Raw genomic sequence first — 18,573 nt, 5'->3', positions numbered from 1 at the left:
CCTTACTCGGGGTGTCACGCGTACCAGGTGGGGCGGGGGACTTCGCCGTGCAGGAGGTGGCGGCCCACGATCCGGGCGCGCCCGGGGTCGTCCTCGTGCACCCGCCGCGCCCTGGTGTCCCGCCAGTAGCGGTCCAGCCCGGCCGCGGCCTCGGCGCCGCCGGGGCCGCCCGCCCCGAGCGCGCCGGCGGTGACCGCGTCGGCGGCCGCGCCGGCCTGCGCGGCCAGCGCCGCGACCCGGACGGCGTGCCGGCCGCGCTCCTCCTCGGTCACCGTGCGGCGCCGGGCGTGCAGGGCGTCCGCCTCGGCGCCGACGGTGTCGGCGAACGCCTCCACCGCCCACAGCGCGGAGGCCAGGGCGCCGTAGTGCCGGGCCGCGTCCGCGGCGGCGGCCTCGGTCAGCGGCGCCTCCGACCACTGCTCGCGGGCGTGCCGGGCGGCGGCGTCCAGCGCGCCCCGGGCCGCGCCGATCAGCGCGTTGGCCTGGGCGAGCTGGAAGGCCGGGGTGAGGAAGGTGTTGTAGACCCGGGGCACGAAGGCCTTGTCGACGTGGCCGAGCGCCCCGGTCCACGGAATGTTCGCGCCGTCGGCGACCACGGTCCCGGCAGCCAGCGACCGCAGCCCGAACTCCTCGGCACCGGGCTCGAAGGACAGCCCCACGTGGTCGCTCATCGCGAGGGCGCTGATCGGGGTGTCGCCGTCCTCCAGGAAGCCCTCCAGGATGGTGATGTCCGACACCGGGTGGCCCAGGGCGCGCTCCAGCCGCCCGTGGAACAGCATCTCGCGGCCCGTGTCCCGGATCACCAGGGGTGCTGAGCGGGGCTTCGAGGACCCGCTGAAGAACCACCGGGCCCGGGCCGACACCTCGCCGATGTGCTGGATCTTCTCGTCGGTGCCGATGAACTCGGCGATCGACACCCACACGTAGTGGTGGGCCAGCAGTTCGCCGAGCGAGGCGTCGGCCGCCGCGACGGTGCGCACCACCCGGAACGCGGTGGACCAGCTCTGCCCCGCCCCGCCGTACTCGACCGGCCCCAGCAGGGTCACCAGGCCGGTCTCCTTCAGCAGCCGGATCTCCCGCACCGGCGGGGTGCCCTCGCGGTCGCGCCGGGCGGCGCCGGGCGCCAGCCGCGCCCCGACCTCCTCGGCCCGCCGCAGCCACACCTCGGCGGCCTCGGGGACGGCGTCCGTCGTCGTGTCAGTCATGTCTCCCACTTCGTGACGTGCTCGCCGTCCTGCCCGGCGACGTGTTCGGTGTCCTGCTGCGGGCCGTCGCGGCCGGTGAGGTCCGCGCCGCGCGTACCACCAGCGCCGTGCGTCCCGTCCGTGCTGCCCGCACCGTCCGCACCGTCCGTGCCGGGCAGCCGCAGGACGGCGTCCAGCAGGGCCCGGGTGTACGGGTGGGCGGGGGCCTCGAAGATCCGCTCGGTCTCGCCCTCCTCGACGACCGACCCGCCGCGCATGATCAGCAGCCGGTCGGTGACCTGCCGCACCACGGCCAGGTCGTGGGTGATGAACAGCAGGGCGATGCCCCGCTCGCGCCGCAGCCGGTCCAGCAGCTCCAGCACCTGCGCCTGGACCGAGACGTCCAGCGCCGAGACCGGCTCGTCGCAGACCAGCACCTGCGGACGGCCCGCCAGCGCCCGGGCGATGGCCACCCGCTGGCGCTGACCGCCGGACAGCTGGTGCGGCCGGCGGGAGAGCAGGTCGGCCGACAGGCCGACCTGGTCGAGGAGTTCCGCGCACCGCCGGGCCCGCTCGGCGCGCCGCAGTCCCGGCAGCGCCTCGCCGATGATCCGTGCCACGGTGAACCGGGGGTCCGCCGAGGCGTACGGGTCCTGCTGGACGAACTGGATCGCCGAGCGCTCGGCCCGGCGCCGCCGCTCCGGCAGCGCCGACCAGGGCCGCCCGTGCAGCAGCACCTCCCCGGCGTCGGGACGGGACAGACCCATCGCGACCCGCGCCAGCGTGGTCTTGCCCGAGCCGGACTCGCCGACCACGCCCAGCGCCTCGCCCGCCCGCAGGGTGAACCCGACCTCGTCGAGGGCCCTCGGCCCGCCCGGGGCGAAGGCCTTGACCAGCCCGCGCCCGGTCAGCACCGGGACCGCTTCCTCGGCGTCCGCTGCCTCGGCGTCCGCTGCCCTGGGCGGGGCCTGGGTGGGACGGGCCGGCGGGCGGCCCGAGGGCACCGCGTCCAGCAGCATCCGGGTGTACGGGTGCTCCGGGGCGGACAGCACCCGGTCGGCCGGCCCGCTCTCCAGCACCTCGCCCCGCCGCAGCACCAGCACCTGGTCCGCCAACTGCGCCACCACCGCCAGGTCGTGGCTGACCAGCAGCAGTCCCCGGCCCTCGTCCTTGAGCCGGCCGAGCAGCGCGAGGATCTGCGCCTGGACGATCGCGTCCAGCGCGGTGGTCGGCTCGTCGACGATCAGCAGCGGGGCGTCGGCGGCCAGCGCCGAGGCGATCAGCGCGCGCTGGCGCAGCCCGCCGGAGAGCTGGTGCGGGTACTGGGTGCGCCGGGCCTCCGGCTCCGGCACGCCCACCGCCGTGAGCAGTTCCACCACCCGGGCGTCGCCGTCCGGGCCGGCGGTGCCGCCGAGGCGGGCCGCCTCGGCGATCTCGGCGCCGACGGTGCGCAGCGGGTCCAGCGCGGTCAGCGCGTCCTGGAAGACCATGGCGACCCGTCGGCCGCGCACCGCGCGCCACTGCCGTTCGCCGAAGCCGGAGGCGTCCGCCCCGGCCACCTCCAGGGTCCGGGCGGACACCCGGGCCCTGGCACCCGCCAGCCCGATGAGGGAGCGCGAGGTGACGGACTTCCCCGAGCCGGAGTCGCCGACCAGCGCCACGCACTCCCCGGGGCCGACGGCCAGTGACACCCCGTCCACGGCGGGCCGCGGCGCGCCGGGGAACGACACCCGCAACCCCTCCACCCGCACGAGCGGGCCCGGCACCGGCGCACCGGCGTCCCCGGCCGTCGCCCTCGTCGCGGTCGTCTTCGTTGTCGTCGTCATCGCACCGCCCTCAGCTGCAGCGAACGGCCGATCAGCGTGGTGCAGACCACCACGGCCGAGACGGCCAGGCCGGGCGCGATCGAGATCCACCACGCCGTCTGGAGGAAGTCCTTGCCGTCGGCGACCATCGAGCCCCAGTCCGCCTCCGGCGGGACCGGGCCCAGGCCGAGCACGCTGAGCCCGGAGCCCGAGATGATGGCCGAGCCCAGCCCGATGGAGGCCAGCACCACCAGCGGGCCGCCGACGTTCGGCAGCACGTGCCGCAGCACCGACCGCCAGGCCGGCACCCCCAGCACCCGCGCCGCTTCCACGTACTCCGAGCGCAGCACCAGCCGCGCCTGGCCGCGCACCAGCCGGGCGTAGTTGGGCACTCCGGCGATGCCGATGGCGATCGCCACGTTGACCGTGCCGCCGCCCAGCAGCGCCACCACCATCAGCGCGAGCAGCAGTTCGGGGAAGCCCAGCAGCACGTCCACCACCCGCATCAGGGCGAAGTCGACGCGTCGTCCGCCGCAGCCGGCGACCAGGCCGAGCAGCGCGCCGCCGCCCACCCCGATCAGCGTCGCGCCGACCGCGATCAGCAGCGACAGCCTGGTCCCGTGCACCAGCCGCGACCAGACGTCCCGGCCGAGCTGGTCGGTGCCCAGCCAGTGCTCGGCACCGGGCGGGCGCAGCGCCGCCGCGACGTCCGTCGCCTCGGGGGCGTGGGTGGCGAACACCCCGGGGAAGGCCAGCACGAGCGCCACCGCGGCCAGCAGGAGCAGCGGCGCCAGGCGGGCCGGCGAGCGCAGCAGCGCGCCCCGGCGGGCGGCGGCCGCGGCCGGCCGGTCGAGGAGGGCGGTCACGGTGCTCATGCCGTTCCTCCCTCGCGCAGCCGGGGGTCGATCAGCGGGTGGAGCACGTCCACCAGGGTGTTGACGACCACGAACGCCGCGCTGGAGATGACCACCAGGGCGCTGACCACCGGCAGGTCGCGCGAGCCGACCGCGTTGGCCAGCACCCGGCCCAGGCCCGGCCGGGTGAAGATGTTCTCCACCAGCACCGCGCCGCCGAACAGGCTGCCCAGGACGAAGCCGGCCAGTGTGGTCAGCGGCAGCAGCGAGTGCCGCAGGGTGTGCCGCAGCAGCACCGCCGTCGCGCCCAGGCCGCGCGAGCGCGCGGTCAGCACGAACGGGCGGCCTTCGGCGCTCTCCAGCTCCTGGCGGATCACCTGGGCGAGCACTCCGGCCAGTGGCAGCGCCAGCGCGAGCGTCGGCAGCACCAGCGCCGCCGGCCCGTCCGCCCCGATCGAGGGCAGCACGTGCAGCCGGTAGGAGAACACCGTCAGCAGGATGATGCCCAGCCAGAACGACGGCATCGACACCATCAGCAGCTCGGCCAGAGCGGCGGCGCCGCGCACCGCCCGGCCCCGGCCGGCCGTCAGGACGGCCGCCAGCACCGCCAGCACCAGCGCGGTGACCAGCGCCGACACCGCCAGCTCGACGGTCGGACCGAGCTGGCTGCCGAGCAGCCGCTCGATCGGCTCGTTGAGCTGGTACGACCAGCCGAGGCCGCCGCTCGCCAACTGGGCGAGCTGGCGGCCGTACTGGACGAGCAGCGGGTCGTCCAGGCCGTTCTCGGCGATCACCTGGTCCCGCAGGGCCGGGGTGGCGGCGGCGCCCGGCCCGATCAGTCCGTCCACGATGTCGCCGGGGGCGAGGTGGAGGGCGAAGAACGTCACCGTGAGCGTCCCCCACACCACCACCAGCCCCGCCGCGAGCCGCCGGGCGACGAACCTGGCCCAGGGCGGCACGTGCCCTCGCGGTACGAGCCGGGCGCGGTCGGACACCTCAGGCCACCCCGATGCCGTAGAAGTCGGTGTTGGCGTCGACGTCCAGGACCAGCCCGTCCACCTTGCCGTGCCGGGCGACGTCCATGGTGGCGATGTAGGCCGGGAACGAGTACGCCTGCTCGACGATCTTCCGCTGGACCTTGCGGTACAGCTCGGCGCGCTGCGCGGCGTCCACGGTCGCATCGGCCTGGTCCAGCCAGCCGTCGATCTCGGCGTCCTTGACCCGGCTGCCGTTCGCCCCGCCGCCCCCGAACTGGGACTTGGAGTGGTAGAGGCTGCGCAGCAGGCTCGGGTCGGAGCCCTGCCAGGCGAAGGCGAACACGTCGTAGTCGCCCTTGCCGGTGCGCCCGATGGAGCCCGCGGAGTCCAGCGGCACCAGCTTCAGCTCGATGCCGACCTGCTTCAGCGCGTCCTGCACGCCCACGTCGAAGGTGTGGTTCTGGGCCGAGACGAAGGTCTGCACGTACGGCTGCTCGGCGGTGAGGCGCTTGCCGTCCTTGGTGCGGTAGCCCTCGGCGTCCCGCCCGGTCCAGCCGGCCTCGTCCAGCAGCTTCTCCGCCTTCTCCTTGCCGTACTCCCAGGCCGGCTTGGCGAACGACGGCTCGGCGCCGGGGGTGGAGGGCGCCAGCGGCCCCCAGGCCTGCTCGTACTCGCCCTGGAAGATGCCCTTGACGATCCCGGCGAAGTCGATGGCGTGCCGGACGGCCTGCCGGGTGCGCGGGTCGTCGAACGGCGCGCGGGCGGTGTTGAGGTAGTAGGTGTAGGGGACGCCGGGGATCGCCTTGCGGACCACCTCGACGCCGTTCTGGCCGCGCAGGCCGGCCAGCCGGTTGGCGGGGATCAGCTCGGCGGCGTCGACCTGGCCTGAGGTCAGGGCGCCGACCCGGGAGGCGTCCTCCTTCAGCAGCAGCACGACGATGCTCTCCAGCTTCGCCTTCCCCTGGTGGGCGGCGGTCGGCGGGGCCCAGTTGTAGTCGGCCCGGCGCTTGAACACCGCCTGCTGACCCGGCGTCACCGACTCGAAGGTGAACGGGCCGGTGCCGACGACGAACGCGCCGCCGGAGGAGAGGTCGCCTCCGTGGTCGCGCAGTGCGGCGGGGGAGTGGAAGCCGAGGAAGGTGCTCCCCACCGAGCTGAGGAAGGAGGAGTGAGGGGCCGTCAGGTGCACGGCCACCGTGCGCGGGTCGACCACCTCGGTCTCCTTGTAGGGGCCGAGCAGTCCGGCCGCCCGCTTGGACGCCGTCTTCGCCGCCGTGACGTGGTCGAAGTTCGCCTTCACGGCCGCCGCGTCGAACGGGGTGCCGTCGCTGAAGGTCACGCCGCTGCGCAGGGTGAAGGTGTAGGTGAGGCCGTCGGGCGAGACCGTCCACGAATCGGCCAGCCACGGCTTGACGGTCCCGTCCGGAGCGATCGCGACCAGCGACTCCAGCACCGGGCGCAGCAGCCGCCCGGTGACGGCGGTGGACGCGGCGTGCGGGTCCCAGCTGTCGGGTTCGACGGCGGCGCCGTAGCGCAGGGTGCCGCCGTCGCTCCTCGCGGAGGGCGGGGCGGAGGAGTCGGAGCAGGCCGTGAGGACGGCGGAGCCGATGACGGCGGCGGCGGTCAGGGCGACCGGGAGACGGAGGAAACGGCGTCTGGTGTACATGGGTTCTTTCTCGATCCTGCGCGAGGCGGGGGGACGGTGGGCGGCCTGGGGCCCGCCCATCCCGAGGGGGGCGCTGATGGCCCCGGCCGCGGACGATGCGACGAGTCTGCTGGCTCCGTCCGGATCCGACCCCCCTGACCGTCCCCCTACCCGGGCCCTTTTCCGGGGCCCGCGGGTTTGGGGGCGGGACGCTCGCGGGTGTGCTCGGCCGGCGGGCTCCGACGTGGTGCGGAATGCGGTGCGGCCCGGCGGCGGTGCGCGCCGTCGGGGTGGTGCGGCCGTTCCGGGGAGCCCTCCGGAACGGCCGCACGGGGACCGTCAAATGTGCGACACGGGGGAGTCCGCAGACTTGAGGTCCGGTCCGGGGGCACTCTCGGGGCCGACCGCAGGGCTGCGCAGGACGAAGGCGGCCACCAGGACGCCGACCGCCACGAACACGGCGCTCAGCCCGTAGGAGAGGTGGAATCCGCCGGTGAGCGCCACCACCTTGCTGTCGCCCTCGCCGAGCAGCGTCGCGGTGCGGGAGGCGGCCACCGTGGCGAGTACGGCGGTGCCGATCGAGGCGCCGACCTGCTGGGTGGTGTTCACCAGGCCGGAGGCGATGCCGGCGTCATGGGGAGAGGTGACCGACATGGCCTGGCCGATCAGCGCCGGCATGGCCGCACCGAAGCCGAGGCCCAGCAGCACGAACGGCGGCACGATGTCGGCGAGGAAGCTTCCGTCGCTCGGCACCCGGGCCAGCAGTGCGAGCGCCGCGGCCACCAGCAGCAGGCCGACGACCAGCACCCGGCGGGGCCCGAACTTCTCGTTCAGTTTGACCGCGAAGCCCAGCGAGACGATCGCAATGGTGACCGGGGCGGGCAGGAAGGCGAGCCCGGTCTTCAGCGCGTCGTAGCCCAGGACGTTCTGGAAGTAGAGCGCGGTGCAGAACTGGTAGCCGAACAGGCCGGCGACCATCAGGACCATGATGCCGTTGGCGCCGGAGACCGCCCGGGAGCGGAAGATGTGCAGCGGCAGCAGGGGCTTGGCCGCGAACGCCTGGCGGACCACGAAACCGGCCAGCAGCACCAGCGAGCCGACCAGCAGGCCCAGCGTGCGGCCGTCGCCCCAGGTGTACTCCTCGGCCTTGATGATCGTGTAGACCAGCAGCATCAGACCGCCGGTGGCGAGCACCGAACCGACCAGGTCGGCGCCCTCGCGCAGCCCCGGCCCCTTCCCGCCGGGCACCACGCTCTGCGTCAGCACGAGCGCCACCAGGCCGATCGGCACGTTGACGTAGAACACCCACGGCCAGCTGAGGCTCTGCGTCAGCACGCCGCCCAGGATCAGGCCCAGCGAGGCGCCGGCCGCGGAGACGAACGCGTACGCCGCCAGCGCCTTGGCGCGCTCGCCGGCGTCGGGGAACAGGGTGATGATCATGCCCAGGACGACGGCCGAGGCGAGCGCCCCGCCGACCCCCTGGACGAACCGGAACACCACCAGCGCCGTCGAGGAGGAGGACAGGCCGCAGGCCAGCGAGGCCACCGTGAACAGGCCCAGGCCCGCGCTGAAGACGCGCCGGCCGCCCAGCAGGTCGCCCAGTCGGCCGGAGAGCAGCAGCAGCCCGGCGAACGCGATGAGGTAGGCGTTGACCACCCAGGCCAGGCCGGACTGGGTGAAGCCGAGGTCGGTCTGGATGGTCGGGAGGGCGACGGTCACGATCGAACCGTCGAGGATGATCATCAGGTTGCCGGTGCAGAGGACCCCCAGTGCCAACCAGCGTGACCTGGAAGGCTGGAGGGACGGCGGGGCTTGCGTGGTCATCGGAGGAGTCCTTCGGGGAATGGCCGGGGAGGGGCGCCCGGTGGCGCCCGCGCTCCCTGAGGGCACTTCTTGTTACAGCGACCATCCTGTGTGACCATCAAGTCCACCGTAAGGAGGCACTTTCATGTTCCTGGGGAACAACGATGTGATCGAGGACATCGAGGAGGCCGACGGCGTCGACGGCCCGGCCCCCGTCCGCGAGGCGTGCACCGTCCTGGAGGCGCTCAACCGGATCAGCGGAAAGTGGGCGATCGGGATCCTGCTCAACCTCAGCCACGGTCCGGTCCGTTTCACCGAACTCGAACGGTCCGTACCCGGAATCAGCCGCCGCATGCTCACCCTGACGTTGCGGAACCTCGAACGCGACGGACTGATCGAGCGCACCGTCTACGCGACCGTGCCGCCCAAGGTGGAGTATCGCGGCACCGAGATGGCCGACGACCTCTATGCCTCGCTCAAGGGCCTCACCGACTGGGCGGAGCGCCACCGGGACGCCATCGCCCGCTCGCGCGACTCCTACGACCGGCAGCAGGCGGCGGGCGCCGGGGACCTCTGAGGCCCGGCCCTCCACCGGTCCGCTCGCGAGCGCCGTGGGGCTGCCTCCGTTGCCGCGTCCCGTTCCGCCGGGACAGGGCTGTGCGTGACCCCCTCCGCTTCGGCGGACCCGGCCCCGGCCGAAGCGGTGTCCTGGGCTGCACACCGGACCCGGGCCGAGGCCGCGGGCGGCTGCCGGAGTGTGCGTGCCGGTGCGTGCCAGGGGTGCGCACCGGTACTCGGTGTCTATACAGGGGCGGCCTTCGACTTGCGCGCCCTGGTCGGCGGTACTGAGCTTGGTGGGGGCCGCGCCTCCGAAGAACCGCGAAGGCCGCCCGGGCGGGCCGCCCGGCATGTGGCGCGGCAGACACTTGCAATAACCAGCGCGTGCAATTATTGTTTTGACACGCAAGGCGCTTCTGCATCCAGTCGATGCGGGGTGTTTCACCCCCGGCCCTACGGAACGCAGCCGCGCACCCTCGCGTGACCCGCCCGCAGCGCCGCCGCCCCTCCGAGGCGCCCGTCCACGCGTGCCTCGCCCCCCGCCCGGGTGTCGTCCGGCCCCGGCAGCACTGATCGAAAAGGCATCATCATGTCCCTGAAGAACATCCTCCCCGGCCGGCTCGGCTTCGGTACCGCCCCGCTCGGCAACATGTTCCGCGCGATCCCCGACGCGGAGGCCGCCGCCACCGTCGAGGCCGCCTGGGACCAGGGCGTGCGCTACTACGACACCGCCCCCTTCTACGGCGCGGGCCTGTCCGAGCAGCGCCTCGGCGAGGTGCTGTCCACCAAGCCGCGCGACGAGTACGTCCTGTCCACCAAGGTCGGCCGCGTCGTCCTCGACGAGATCGAGACGGACGTTCCCGACTTCGGCGAGAAGGGCGGCCTGTTCGAGCACGGCAACCCCAACAAGGTCCTCCACGTCTGGACCGCGGAGGCCACCGAGCGCTCCATCGAGGACAGCCTCAAGCGCCTGGGCACCGACCGCCTGGACATCGTCTGGGTCCACGACATCGCCCAGGACTTCCACGGCGACCTGTGGCTGAGCAAGTTCGAGGAGGCCCGCACCGGCGCCTTCCGCGTCCTGTCCCGCCTGCGCGAGGAGGGCGTCATCAAGGCCTGGGGCCTGGGCGTCAACAAGACCGAGCCCATCGAGCTCACCCTCGCCCTCGACGAGCCGCAGCCCGACGGCTTCCTCCTCGCCGGCCGCTACACCCTCCTCGACCACGACCACGCCCTCCAGCGCCTGCTCCCCCTCGCCCAGGAGCAGAACGTCGACATGGTCGTCGGCGGCCCCTACAGCTCCGGCGTCCTCGCCGGCGGCACCCACTTCGAGTACCAGCCCGCCCCGCCCGCGATCCTGGAGAAGGTCGCCCGCCTGAAGGACCTCACCGCCCGCCACGGCGTGAGCATCAAGGCCGCCGCCCTCCAGTTCTCCCTCGCCCACCCGGCCTCCGCCGCCGTCATCCCCGGCGCCACCAAGCCCAGCCGCATCGCCGAGGACATCGCCGCCCTCAACGAGGACGTCCCCACCGCGTTCTGGACCGACCTGCGCGCCTCCGGCCTCGTCAGCCCCGCCGCCCCCCTGCCCCACAACGCCTGACCCCCACACCCCCACCCCCCACACCCCCCACACCCCCACCGCAGTACACAGGAGAAACGACCATGGCCTCCACGTCCGTCAGCCGCACCGTCCCCGGCACCCCCGAGCAGGTCTGGGCCCTCATCGGCGGCTTCGACGCCCTGCCCGACTGGCTCCCCTACATCCCCGAGAGCACCGCCGTCGAGGGCGGCCGCGTCCGGCAGCTGAAGAACCCCGACGGCGAGGTGATCGTCGAGCGCCTCGTCGACTTCAACGAGACCGAGCGCCAGTACAGCTACGCCATCCTCCAGGCCCCCTTCCCCGTCGACGGCTACGTCTCCACCATCCGCGTCCACGCCGTCCCCGGCCGCGACGACCTCGCCGAGGTCCAGTGGTCCGGCCGCTTCAACCCCAAGGGCGCCACCGAGCAGGAGGCCGTCGACCTCTTCCACGGCATCTACGCCGACGGCCTCGAAGCCCTCCACAAGACCCTCACCGCCTGAACCGCACCGCCGCCCCGGCATCCGGCTCCTTGGCCCGGACGCGCATACCGCGCGCCTGGGCCACGGGCGTCCCCGTTCCGCGACCCGGACCGCGCGGGAGCGGCGATCAGGCCCGGCGCCCGTCGGCCGGGGCCTCGTCGAGGATGCGCCGGTGCACCTGCTTCAGTGCGAGGACGAGCCCGACGAGCACGGCGTCGAGCAGCAGCACGGACGCCAGCGGGGGCAGCCACCTCGCGGCCAGGCCCGCGACGGCACAGGCCAGGCAGGCGAGCAGCCGCGCTACCCAGGCCCGGCCGGTGGAGGTGTAGTACCACCAGGCCTGGGTGATCACGTAGAGGACCGGGCCGCCGAACAGCAGGAGGCTGAGCGTGGTGCTGCCGTGGCCGGTGGGGTGGGCGACGGCGAGTTCGGCGCCGACGGCCAGGGCGACCAGGCCGGCGAGGGTGGGGTACTGGCCGCTGACGGCGCGCCGCACGGGCAGCAGCCGGTCGGCCGTGGTGGCGACGTGCCGCGCGAGGATCTCCTCGCCGCCGCGGAAGTAGCTCGCGCACAGGCACACCAGGGCGACGAACACGCCGAGGCCCGTGGCCACGGTCGGGGCGTCGACCGGGGCGGCGGAGACCGCCGTACCGAGGGTCAGGACGGTCTCGCCGAGCTGCACGATGATGAACAGCCGGATCCGCTCCACCATGTGCTCGGCGTCGAACGCGAGGTCCCGGGAGACCAGGACGTTGCCGGGCAGCGGGTGCGCCAGCCACACGCCGGTCATGTCGACGGCCGCGGCGGCGGCCCACCAGGCCAGCCGCGGCCCGGATCCGGCGGCCGCCCCCACCAGCCACAGCGGTACGGAGAAGGCCGCCCACGCCGTCACCCGGCGGTAGTGCCGGCGCAGGACGGCCGTCGGGGCGGTCACGGCCGCCGTGACGGCGGTCAGGGACAGGACGGCGGCCAGCGGGAGGGCGAAGGCCCACGGCCGGCCCGCGAACGCGTGCGGGATCTGGGCGTTGGCGTACAGCCCCAGACCCATCACCGTCAGCACCAGCCACCGCGTCCGCGGCAGCTCCACGTCCAGGAAGGTGGCGTCGAAACTCGTGAGGGCCCAGCAGCTGAGCACCGCCACCAGCATCACCACGGTCTCGCCCGCCCCGCGCCAGGACAGCTCCTCGTGCAGGTGCTCCGCGAGCTGGCCGACGGCGAAGACGAAGACCAGGTCGAAGAAGAGCTCCAGCGGGGAGACGCTGCGGCGCAGGCCGGCGAACGGCTCGCGGGTCACGTCGTCCCGTCCCTGCGCGCGGGGGCGGCTCGGCATGCGTTCACGATCCGACGGCACCGGGTGGGACGCAATTCGGGATCTTCGCCGCGCGGTCCCCCGGGGAGCAGTTCCGCCCGCTCCGGTACCGGAGGGCACCGCCCGTGCTCCGTCCGGAATCACCCGGGCGGGCCAGCTCCCCGCGCGTGCCCGTCCTCCGGGGGCCAGGCTGGTTGCGGCCGCGCGGAGCGCTCTCCGGTGCCCGGGGACGCGCCGGCGGGACCCCCCGAGAGAGGAAGCAGCCGTCATGGAGGCATCCGCACAGATCGGCGTGACGGGGCTGGCGGTGATGGGCCGCAATCTGGCCCGGAACTTCGCCCGCAACGGCTACACGGTCGCGGTCCACAACCGCACCCCGGCGCGGACGAAGGCCCTGGTCGAGGAGTTCGGCCACGAGGGCACCTTCGTCCCGGCGGAGTCACCGCAGGACTTCGTGGCCGCGCTGGAGCGCCCCCGCCGGCTGCTGGTCATGGTGAAGGCCGGCCGGCCCACCGACGAGGTCATCGAGGAGTTCGCCCCGCTGCTGGAGCCGGGCGACATGATCATCGACGGCGGCAACGCGCACTTCGCCGACACCCGCCGCCGCGAGCGGGCCCTGCGCGAACGCGGCCTCCACTTCGTCGGCAGCGGCGTCTCCGGCGGGGAGGAGGGCGCGCTGAACGGGCCGTCGGTCATGCCCGGCGGCTCCGCCGAGTCCTACCGCGTCCTCGGCCCGATGCTGGAGAGGATCAGCGCCCACGTCGACGGTGACCCCTGCTGCACCCACATCGGCACCGACGGGGCCGGCCACTTCGTGAAGATGGTGCACAACGGCATCGAGTACGCCGACATGCAGCTCATCGCCGAGGCCTACCACCTCCTGCGGGAGGTCGGCGGGTACGGTCCGGCCGAGATCGCCGGGATCTTCCGCCGATGGAACGAGGGCCGCCTCGACTCCTACCTGATCGGGATCACCGCCGAGGTCCTCGCCCACACGGACGCGGCCACCGACCGGCCCTTCGTCGACGTCGTCCGGGACGCCGCCGAGCAGAAGGGCACCGGGCGCTGGACGGTGCAGACCGCCCTCGACCTCGGCTCCCCGGTCACCGCCATCGCCCAGGCCACCTTCGCGCGGGTCGCCTCCGCCCGGACCGAACTGCGCGAGGCCTACCGGCCGCTGGCGGCGGAGAGCCCGGAGGTGGTCCCGCACGAGCCCGGACACAGCGTCCTGGACATCGAGAAGGCCCTCTACGCCTCGAAGATCATCGCCTACGACCAGGGCTGGACCATGATCCGCGACGCCGCCGCCGAGTACGGCTGGGACATCGACCTCGGGGCGGTGGCGAAGATCTGGCGCGGCGGCTGCATCATCCGCGCCGCGTTCCTCGACCGGATCCGCGCCGCTCACGCCGCCGACCCCGGCCTGGTCAGCCTCCTGGCCGAGGAGCGGTTCGCCGCCGAGATCACCGACGCCCTGCCCTCCTGGCGCTCGGTCGTCGCCACCGCGGCCCTGCGGGGCATCCCGGTGCCGGCGTTCTCCGCCGCACTCGCCTACTTCGACACCCTGCGCAGCGAGCACCTGCCCGCCGCGCTGATCCAGGGCCAGCGCGACTTCTTCGGCGCCCACACCTACCACCGCACCGACCGCGAGGGCGTCTTCCACACGCTCTGGGCCGAGCCCGGCCGCCCCGAGGTCCGCACGGACACCGGGACGGCGTAGCCGAACACCGCGGCCGGCCGGCGGAACACCGACCGGAAGCGGCCGGTCGCCGACCGGCCGCCACCCATCGAGGAGAGGTGCCCCTCCGATGCAGATCGACCTCACCGGACGGACCGCGCTGGTCACCGGATCAACGGCCGGAATCGGCGCGGCGGCGGCTCAGACCCAGGCCGCCGCCGGAGCCGACGTCGTGGTCAACGGCCGCAACCCCGACCGCGTCACCGAGACCGCGAAGCGGATCGGCGGACGCGGCATCGCCGCCGACGTCGGCACGGCCGAAGGAACCGCGGAGCTGATCCGGCAACTGCCCGACGTCGACATCCTGGTCAACAACACCGGCATCTTCGAGACCAAGCCCGTCTTCGACATCACCGACGCGGACTGGCTGCGCTTCTACGAGGTCAACGTCCTGTCCGGGGTACGCCTGGCCCGCCACTACACGCCCCGGATGGTCGCGCGCGGCTGGGGCCGGGTGGTCTTCGTCAGCAGCGAGGCGGGCGTCCAGACCCCGCCCGACATGGTCCAGTACGGCATGACCAAGACCGCCCAGCTGGCCGTCTCCCGGGGCATGGCCCAGGAGGTCGCCGGCACCGGCGTCACGGTGAACTGCGTCCTGCCCGGGCCCACCATGAGCGACGGCGTGCTCGCCATGTTCGAGGAGCTCTACCCCGGCCTCGACCCCGCCGAGCAGGAACGCCGCTACCTCGCCGAGAACCGCGCCGCCGCCTCCCTGCTCCGGCGCCTGATCCGACCCCACGAGGTCGCCAACATGATCACGTACGTGGCCTCCGAGCACTCCTCGGCCACCACCGGCCGCGCTCTCGGCGTCGACGGCGGCCTCCTGCCCACGATCATCCCCTGAGCCGGTTCCCGGCAGCCTCCGGGAGGGGACGCCGCCCGGGCGGGCGGCGCCGACCATCCGCGGGCAACGCCGTGCGGTCGATAGCATCGGCCGCATGGCTGAGCGGACGGAACGGACGGAGCAGGCGGCGCAGGCGGCGCAGGCCGGGGCGGGGTGGCTGGACGCGCACGAGGACGAGGTCTGGAGCGGGTTCTTCGAGACCCAGGTGCTGTTCTGGCGCCGCCTCGCCCAGCAGCTCCAGCACGAGACCGGCCTGTCCGAGCCGGACCTCGCCATCCTCCAGGCCCTGCTGGCGGCTCCCGACGGGCGGCTGCGGCCCTACCGGTTGAGCGGCGTCACCCAGTTCGAGAAGAGCCGGCTGCACCACCACCTGACCCGGATGGCCGGGCGCGGCCTGGTCACCCGGGAGCCCTGTCCGGACGCCGGGCGCGGCGCCGTGGTGGCGCTCACGGACCAGGGGCGGGCCGCGGTCGCCGCCGCACTGCCCCGGCGCGCCGCGCACATCCGCCGCTGGCTCACCGATCCCCTGACGGATGATCAGCGACGGGCGCTCGTCGGCATCTCCGCCGCCCTGACGGAACGGTTGAAGGACGACCGGCCCGCCCCCTGAAACCCGCCGAAGCCGGTTGACGTGTCAACCCGGCACGCCCATGCTTGGGTTGACACGTCAACTCGACGCAGCCCCGGGGGGACCGCCGTGCGCTTCCTGCTCCTGCCCCACCTGCCCGACCAGTCCAAGCCGCACCACGACCAGCTCCGCGAACTCGTCGACTACGCCGTGTTCGCCGAGGAACTGGGCTTCGACGCCTACGGAATCGGCGAGCGCCACGACCGCCCCGCCGTCTCCAGCGCACCGCCCGTCCTGCTCGCCCACATCGCCGCCGTCACCTCGCGGATCCGGCTGTTCACCGCCGTCACCACCCTCGGCATGCTCGACCCGCTGCGCGCCTACGAGGACTACGCCACCCTGGACCACCTCGCCGGGGGCCGGCTGGACCTGATCGTGGCCAAGGGCGCCTACCCGCGCTCCGCCCGCCTGTTCGGCGTCACCCGGGAGAACCAGTGGGAGCTGCTCCAGGAGAACTACCTGCTGTTCCGCCGGCTGTGGCGGGAGGAGAAGGTCACCTGGCAGGGCCGGCTCGGCCGCTCGCTGGAGGACGCCGAACCGCTGCCGCGCCCCTACCGGCCCGAGATCCGGATCTGGCACGGCGCCGGGAGCAACCCGGACTCCGCCGACTTCGCCGCCCGCCACGGCGACCCCCTGTTCACCCCCAACGGCGCCGGCACCATCGGCCCGTACGCCGCGATCGTCCGCCACTACCGGGAACGCTGGGCGGCGTACGGCCGCGACCCGGCCCGGGCCCTGGTCGGCGCGGGCACCGCGGGCTACTTCGGCGCCCGCACCTCCCAGGAGGCGGTGGCGCGCTACCGCCCGGTCTTCGAGGCCCGGCTGAAGGTCAACCGGGCCCTGGACGGCGGCACGATCCGCTTCGACACCGTCGAGGACTGGATCGAGCACGGCTCGGTGCTCGTCGGCAGCCCGCAGCAGATCATCGACAAGGTGCTGCGCCAGCACGCGCACTTCGGCCACGAGCTGCTCCACCTGCACGTGGACGGCGAGGTCCTGGACCGCGCGGACTACCTCGGCACGCTGGAGCTGTTCTTCACCGAGATCGCCCCGGTGCTCCGCCGCGAGCTGCCCGGCCGCCCGCTGGACGACGCGTAGCGGCCCGGCGGGACCGGGGCGCGGACCGGGGTGTCACGCGGCCGGCAGGGAGGCCACGGATCACCAGGTGACCGGCAACGCCTGCAGGCCGCGGAAGACCAGTTCCGGCACGTAGGTGAGCTCGGACTCGTCAACGGCGAGGCGCAGTCCCGGATACCGCTTCACCACGGACCCGATCGCCACCCGCATCTCCCGGCGGGCCAGTACCGCGCCGAGGCAGAAGTGCGGGCCGTGCCCGAGGGCGAGGTGCGCGGCCGGTCCTTCGCGCGTGATGTCGAAGCGGCCGGGATCCGGGTACACGCCGGGGTCGCGGTTGGCCGCGACGATGACCGGCAGCACCGGTTCGCCCGCCCCCAGTTCGACGCCCTCCAGGTCGACCGGCTCGGTCGTGACCCGCACCTCGGCCGAGGTGAAGAGCCTGCTGTAGCGCAGTAGTTCGTCGACCGCCGGTCCGATCAGGTCCGGTGACGAGCGCAGCAGCGCGAGTTGGTCCGGGTGGCGCAGCAGGGTCAGGAACGAGTTGCCCAGCTGGTTGACGGTCGTCTCGTGGCCGGCGATCAGCAGGCCTTCGAGGTTGGCCAGCAGTTCGGGCTCGGTGAGGTGGTCGCCCTCGTCGTTGGCGGCGACCATCGCCGAGATCAGTCCGTCGTCCGGCTGCGCCCGCTTCTGACGCACCAGATCGGCGAGCCATTCCTGCATCTCGCCCTGCGCGGAGCGCAGTTCGTCCGGGGTGATGTTCGTGACGAACAGCCGCCTGGTCCACCTGCGGATGGCCTCCGCCTCGGAGTAGGGCACGCCGAGCAGTTCGCAGATGACCATCAACGGCAGTGGGGCGCAGAGGCCTGCCACCAGATCCGCGGTCGGATCGAGCGAGTCGAGCAGGGAGTCCACGATGGACTGCACGCGCGGTTCGAGCTGATCGACCATGCGCGGGCTGAACGCCTGCGACATCAGCTTGCGCACGCGGGCGTGGCGCTCGCCGTCCTGGCTGGAGACCAGTAGCGGGTCGCCGGCGACGGACAGTTGCAGCGGGCTGCCCGGACGTGTGGCCGCTTCCCGGCTGAAGCGGCTGTCGCTCAGGACCTGGCGCACCGCCTTGTAGGAGAGGGCGAGCCAGACGTCTGCCGGTCCCATCGTCGCGAGGACCACCGGAGCCTGCGCGAGCAGGGCCTCGGCTTCGGGCTCGTTGTCGAGGTGGTGCGGTGTGGTGAGGGGGAACGTGGCTTTCATTGCTGCCTCCTGACTGGATGTCACCGTGCACGGGCGGCGCCGGGATCCGGGCGCGAACGGCCGGGACCGGTGCACGGATCGGTGGCGGCCGGGTCGGGTGCCGCGGGGGGCGGTGGCGCTTCGCGATCGTCTCGAAGTCGGTGGGGGCAAACGGTTCAGCCGGAGCTGTCGGCGGCGCGGTGGTCCGTTCGCCCGATCCGGGTGGCCATCGCGGTGCGGAGGATTTCCCGGGTGGCCGGACGGCGGTGGCGGGCGTTCTTCTGCGCGAGTGCGAATGGGATCCTAGGGCGTTGTCACCGGCGGCGTCGACGGTGCCCCTGGACCCGGTCCGGTCCTGGTGGGGCAGGATGTGGGCGAACTTTCGCACCTCGCCGGTGGGTTCACCTGCGGATTCGCCGAAAGGTCGGCCGGCGGGCACCGCGGGGGGTCGGTGGGAAACGGCGCGTTTCACGGGGCACGGAACGGATCTCGCCACGGTGCCTTTTTCATACAGGCATATGACGTTGTGATGTGCCTCGTTTGAGCCAGCCTTCGCCTGCCCTATGGCGACGACGTGATGTTGCTGCCATGCTCATCTGCGCGGCGGGACGATCATCACCTCGACCCCTGCGCTCAGCTCACCAGTGCACCCTCCCCGAAGAGCGTGGCCGACGCCGTCGCGCTCGGGGACCGCTCCACTGATCCAGGCACCTGAAGCGCGGTCGAGTCCCGGGTTCGGACACCACCGGGTCGCCGGGCTGCCCGTGCGCTCGATGCTCCGGCGCCTCGCGCGGCCGGAGCCGCACCGTCGGGACTGCTACGGAAACACCCCGCCTTCCTTCATTCGCCGGCCCATGAGG

The 18,573-nt window shown here is 73.5% G+C and carries 15 protein-coding genes; 7 read left to right on the top strand and 8 right to left on the bottom strand.

The window, feature by feature from the left end; translation table 11 throughout:
* Positions 1 to 14: 14 nt before the first annotated feature.
* The 6 genes from ACFU74_RS00085 to ACFU74_RS00060 all read right to left on the bottom strand — a co-directional run bounded on the left by ACFU74_RS00085 (position 15) and on the right by ACFU74_RS00060 (position 8,241).
* The gene (locus tag ACFU74_RS00085) at positions 15 to 1,205 is read right to left on the bottom strand and encodes an acyl-CoA dehydrogenase family protein (RefSeq protein WP_380749183.1); all 1,191 of its coding nucleotides are present in this window, start codon (positions 1,203 to 1,205) and stop codon (positions 15 to 17) included.
* Complete coding sequence (locus tag ACFU74_RS00080) at positions 1,202 to 3,010, bottom strand: dipeptide ABC transporter ATP-binding protein (RefSeq protein WP_380749180.1); 1,809 nt, start codon at positions 3,008 to 3,010, stop codon at positions 1,202 to 1,204. Before ACFU74_RS00080 ends, ACFU74_RS00085 begins: the two co-directional genes overlap by 4 nt.
* The gene (locus ACFU74_RS00075; RefSeq protein ID WP_380749178.1) at positions 3,007 to 3,864 is read right to left on the bottom strand and encodes an ABC transporter permease; all 858 of its coding nucleotides are present in this window, start codon (positions 3,862 to 3,864) and stop codon (positions 3,007 to 3,009) included. Before ACFU74_RS00075 ends, ACFU74_RS00080 begins: the two co-directional genes overlap by 4 nt.
* Positions 3,861 to 4,838: an ABC transporter permease gene (locus tag ACFU74_RS00070; protein ID WP_380749175.1), complete on the bottom strand. Its 978-nt coding sequence runs from the start codon at positions 4,836 to 4,838 to the stop codon at positions 3,861 to 3,863. Before ACFU74_RS00070 ends, ACFU74_RS00075 begins: the two co-directional genes overlap by 4 nt.
* A 1-nt stretch (position 4,839) precedes the next feature.
* Positions 4,840 to 6,486: an ABC transporter substrate-binding protein gene (locus tag ACFU74_RS00065; protein WP_380749172.1), complete on the bottom strand. Its 1,647-nt coding sequence runs from the start codon at positions 6,484 to 6,486 to the stop codon at positions 4,840 to 4,842.
* 318 nt (positions 6,487 to 6,804) lie between these two features.
* Positions 6,805 to 8,241: a DHA2 family efflux MFS transporter permease subunit gene (locus tag ACFU74_RS00060; RefSeq protein WP_380749169.1), complete on the bottom strand. Its 1,437-nt coding sequence runs from the start codon at positions 8,239 to 8,241 to the stop codon at positions 6,805 to 6,807.
* 172 nt (positions 8,242 to 8,413) lie between these two features.
* Between ACFU74_RS00060 and ACFU74_RS00055 the strand changes: the two genes are divergently transcribed.
* From ACFU74_RS00055 to ACFU74_RS00045, 3 genes are all read left to right on the top strand, one after another.
* The gene (locus tag ACFU74_RS00055; RefSeq protein WP_380749166.1) at positions 8,414 to 8,845 is read left to right on the top strand and encodes a winged helix-turn-helix transcriptional regulator; all 432 of its coding nucleotides are present in this window, start codon (positions 8,414 to 8,416) and stop codon (positions 8,843 to 8,845) included.
* Between the two features lie 570 nt (positions 8,846 to 9,415).
* Positions 9,416 to 10,426, top strand: coding sequence for an aldo/keto reductase (locus ACFU74_RS00050; protein ID WP_380749164.1), 1,011 nt, complete (start codon positions 9,416 to 9,418; stop codon positions 10,424 to 10,426).
* A gap of 62 nt (positions 10,427 to 10,488) precedes the next feature.
* Entirely contained in the window at positions 10,489 to 10,908 is a 420-nt protein-coding gene (locus ACFU74_RS00045) for an SRPBCC family protein (protein ID WP_380749161.1), read from the top strand.
* Between the two features lie 106 nt (positions 10,909 to 11,014).
* On the opposite strand, the gene ACFU74_RS00040 is transcribed toward ACFU74_RS00045, so the two are convergent.
* On the bottom strand, positions 11,015 to 12,217 hold the full coding sequence (locus tag ACFU74_RS00040) for a low temperature requirement protein A (protein ID WP_380749158.1): 1,203 nt from the start codon (positions 12,215 to 12,217) through the stop codon (positions 11,015 to 11,017).
* Between the two features lie 247 nt (positions 12,218 to 12,464).
* On the opposite strand from ACFU74_RS00040, the gene gndA reads away from it, so the two are divergent.
* The 4 genes from gndA (at position 12,465) to ACFU74_RS00020 (ending at position 16,504) form a co-directional block, all read left to right on the top strand.
* Positions 12,465 to 13,916 (top strand): NADP-dependent phosphogluconate dehydrogenase, encoded by a 1,452-nt coding sequence (gene gndA, locus ACFU74_RS00035; RefSeq protein ID WP_380749155.1) that lies wholly within the window; start codon positions 12,465 to 12,467, stop codon positions 13,914 to 13,916.
* Positions 13,917 to 14,004: 88 nt separating this feature from the next.
* Positions 14,005 to 14,778 carry an SDR family NAD(P)-dependent oxidoreductase gene (locus ACFU74_RS00030; RefSeq protein ID WP_380749152.1) on the top strand — a complete coding sequence of 258 codons (774 nt, stop codon included), beginning with the start codon at positions 14,005 to 14,007 and terminating at the stop codon, positions 14,776 to 14,778.
* A 94-nt stretch (positions 14,779 to 14,872) separates the two neighbouring features.
* Positions 14,873 to 15,388, top strand: coding sequence for a MarR family winged helix-turn-helix transcriptional regulator (locus tag ACFU74_RS00025; RefSeq protein WP_380749149.1), 516 nt, complete (start codon positions 14,873 to 14,875; stop codon positions 15,386 to 15,388).
* An 87-nt stretch (positions 15,389 to 15,475) separates the two neighbouring features.
* Positions 15,476 to 16,504 carry an LLM class flavin-dependent oxidoreductase gene (locus ACFU74_RS00020; RefSeq protein WP_380749146.1) on the top strand — a complete coding sequence of 343 codons (1,029 nt, stop codon included), beginning with the start codon at positions 15,476 to 15,478 and terminating at the stop codon, positions 16,502 to 16,504.
* A 60-nt stretch (positions 16,505 to 16,564) separates the two neighbouring features.
* Here the strand turns inward: ACFU74_RS00020 and ACFU74_RS00015 are convergent, their stop codons facing one another.
* Positions 16,565 to 17,734 carry a cytochrome P450 gene (locus tag ACFU74_RS00015; RefSeq protein WP_380749143.1) on the bottom strand — a complete coding sequence of 390 codons (1,170 nt, stop codon included), beginning with the start codon at positions 17,732 to 17,734 and terminating at the stop codon, positions 16,565 to 16,567.
* Positions 17,735 to 18,573: the final 839 nt, after the last annotated feature.

Origin of the sequence: Kitasatospora sp. NPDC057500 (genome assembly GCF_042802195.1) — a bacterium.
Lineage (GTDB): Bacteria > Actinomycetota > Actinomycetes > Streptomycetales > Streptomycetaceae > Kitasatospora.
The sequence above is the reverse complement of the archived record's forward strand: the minus strand, read 5'-3'. Positions and strand labels throughout refer to the sequence as shown.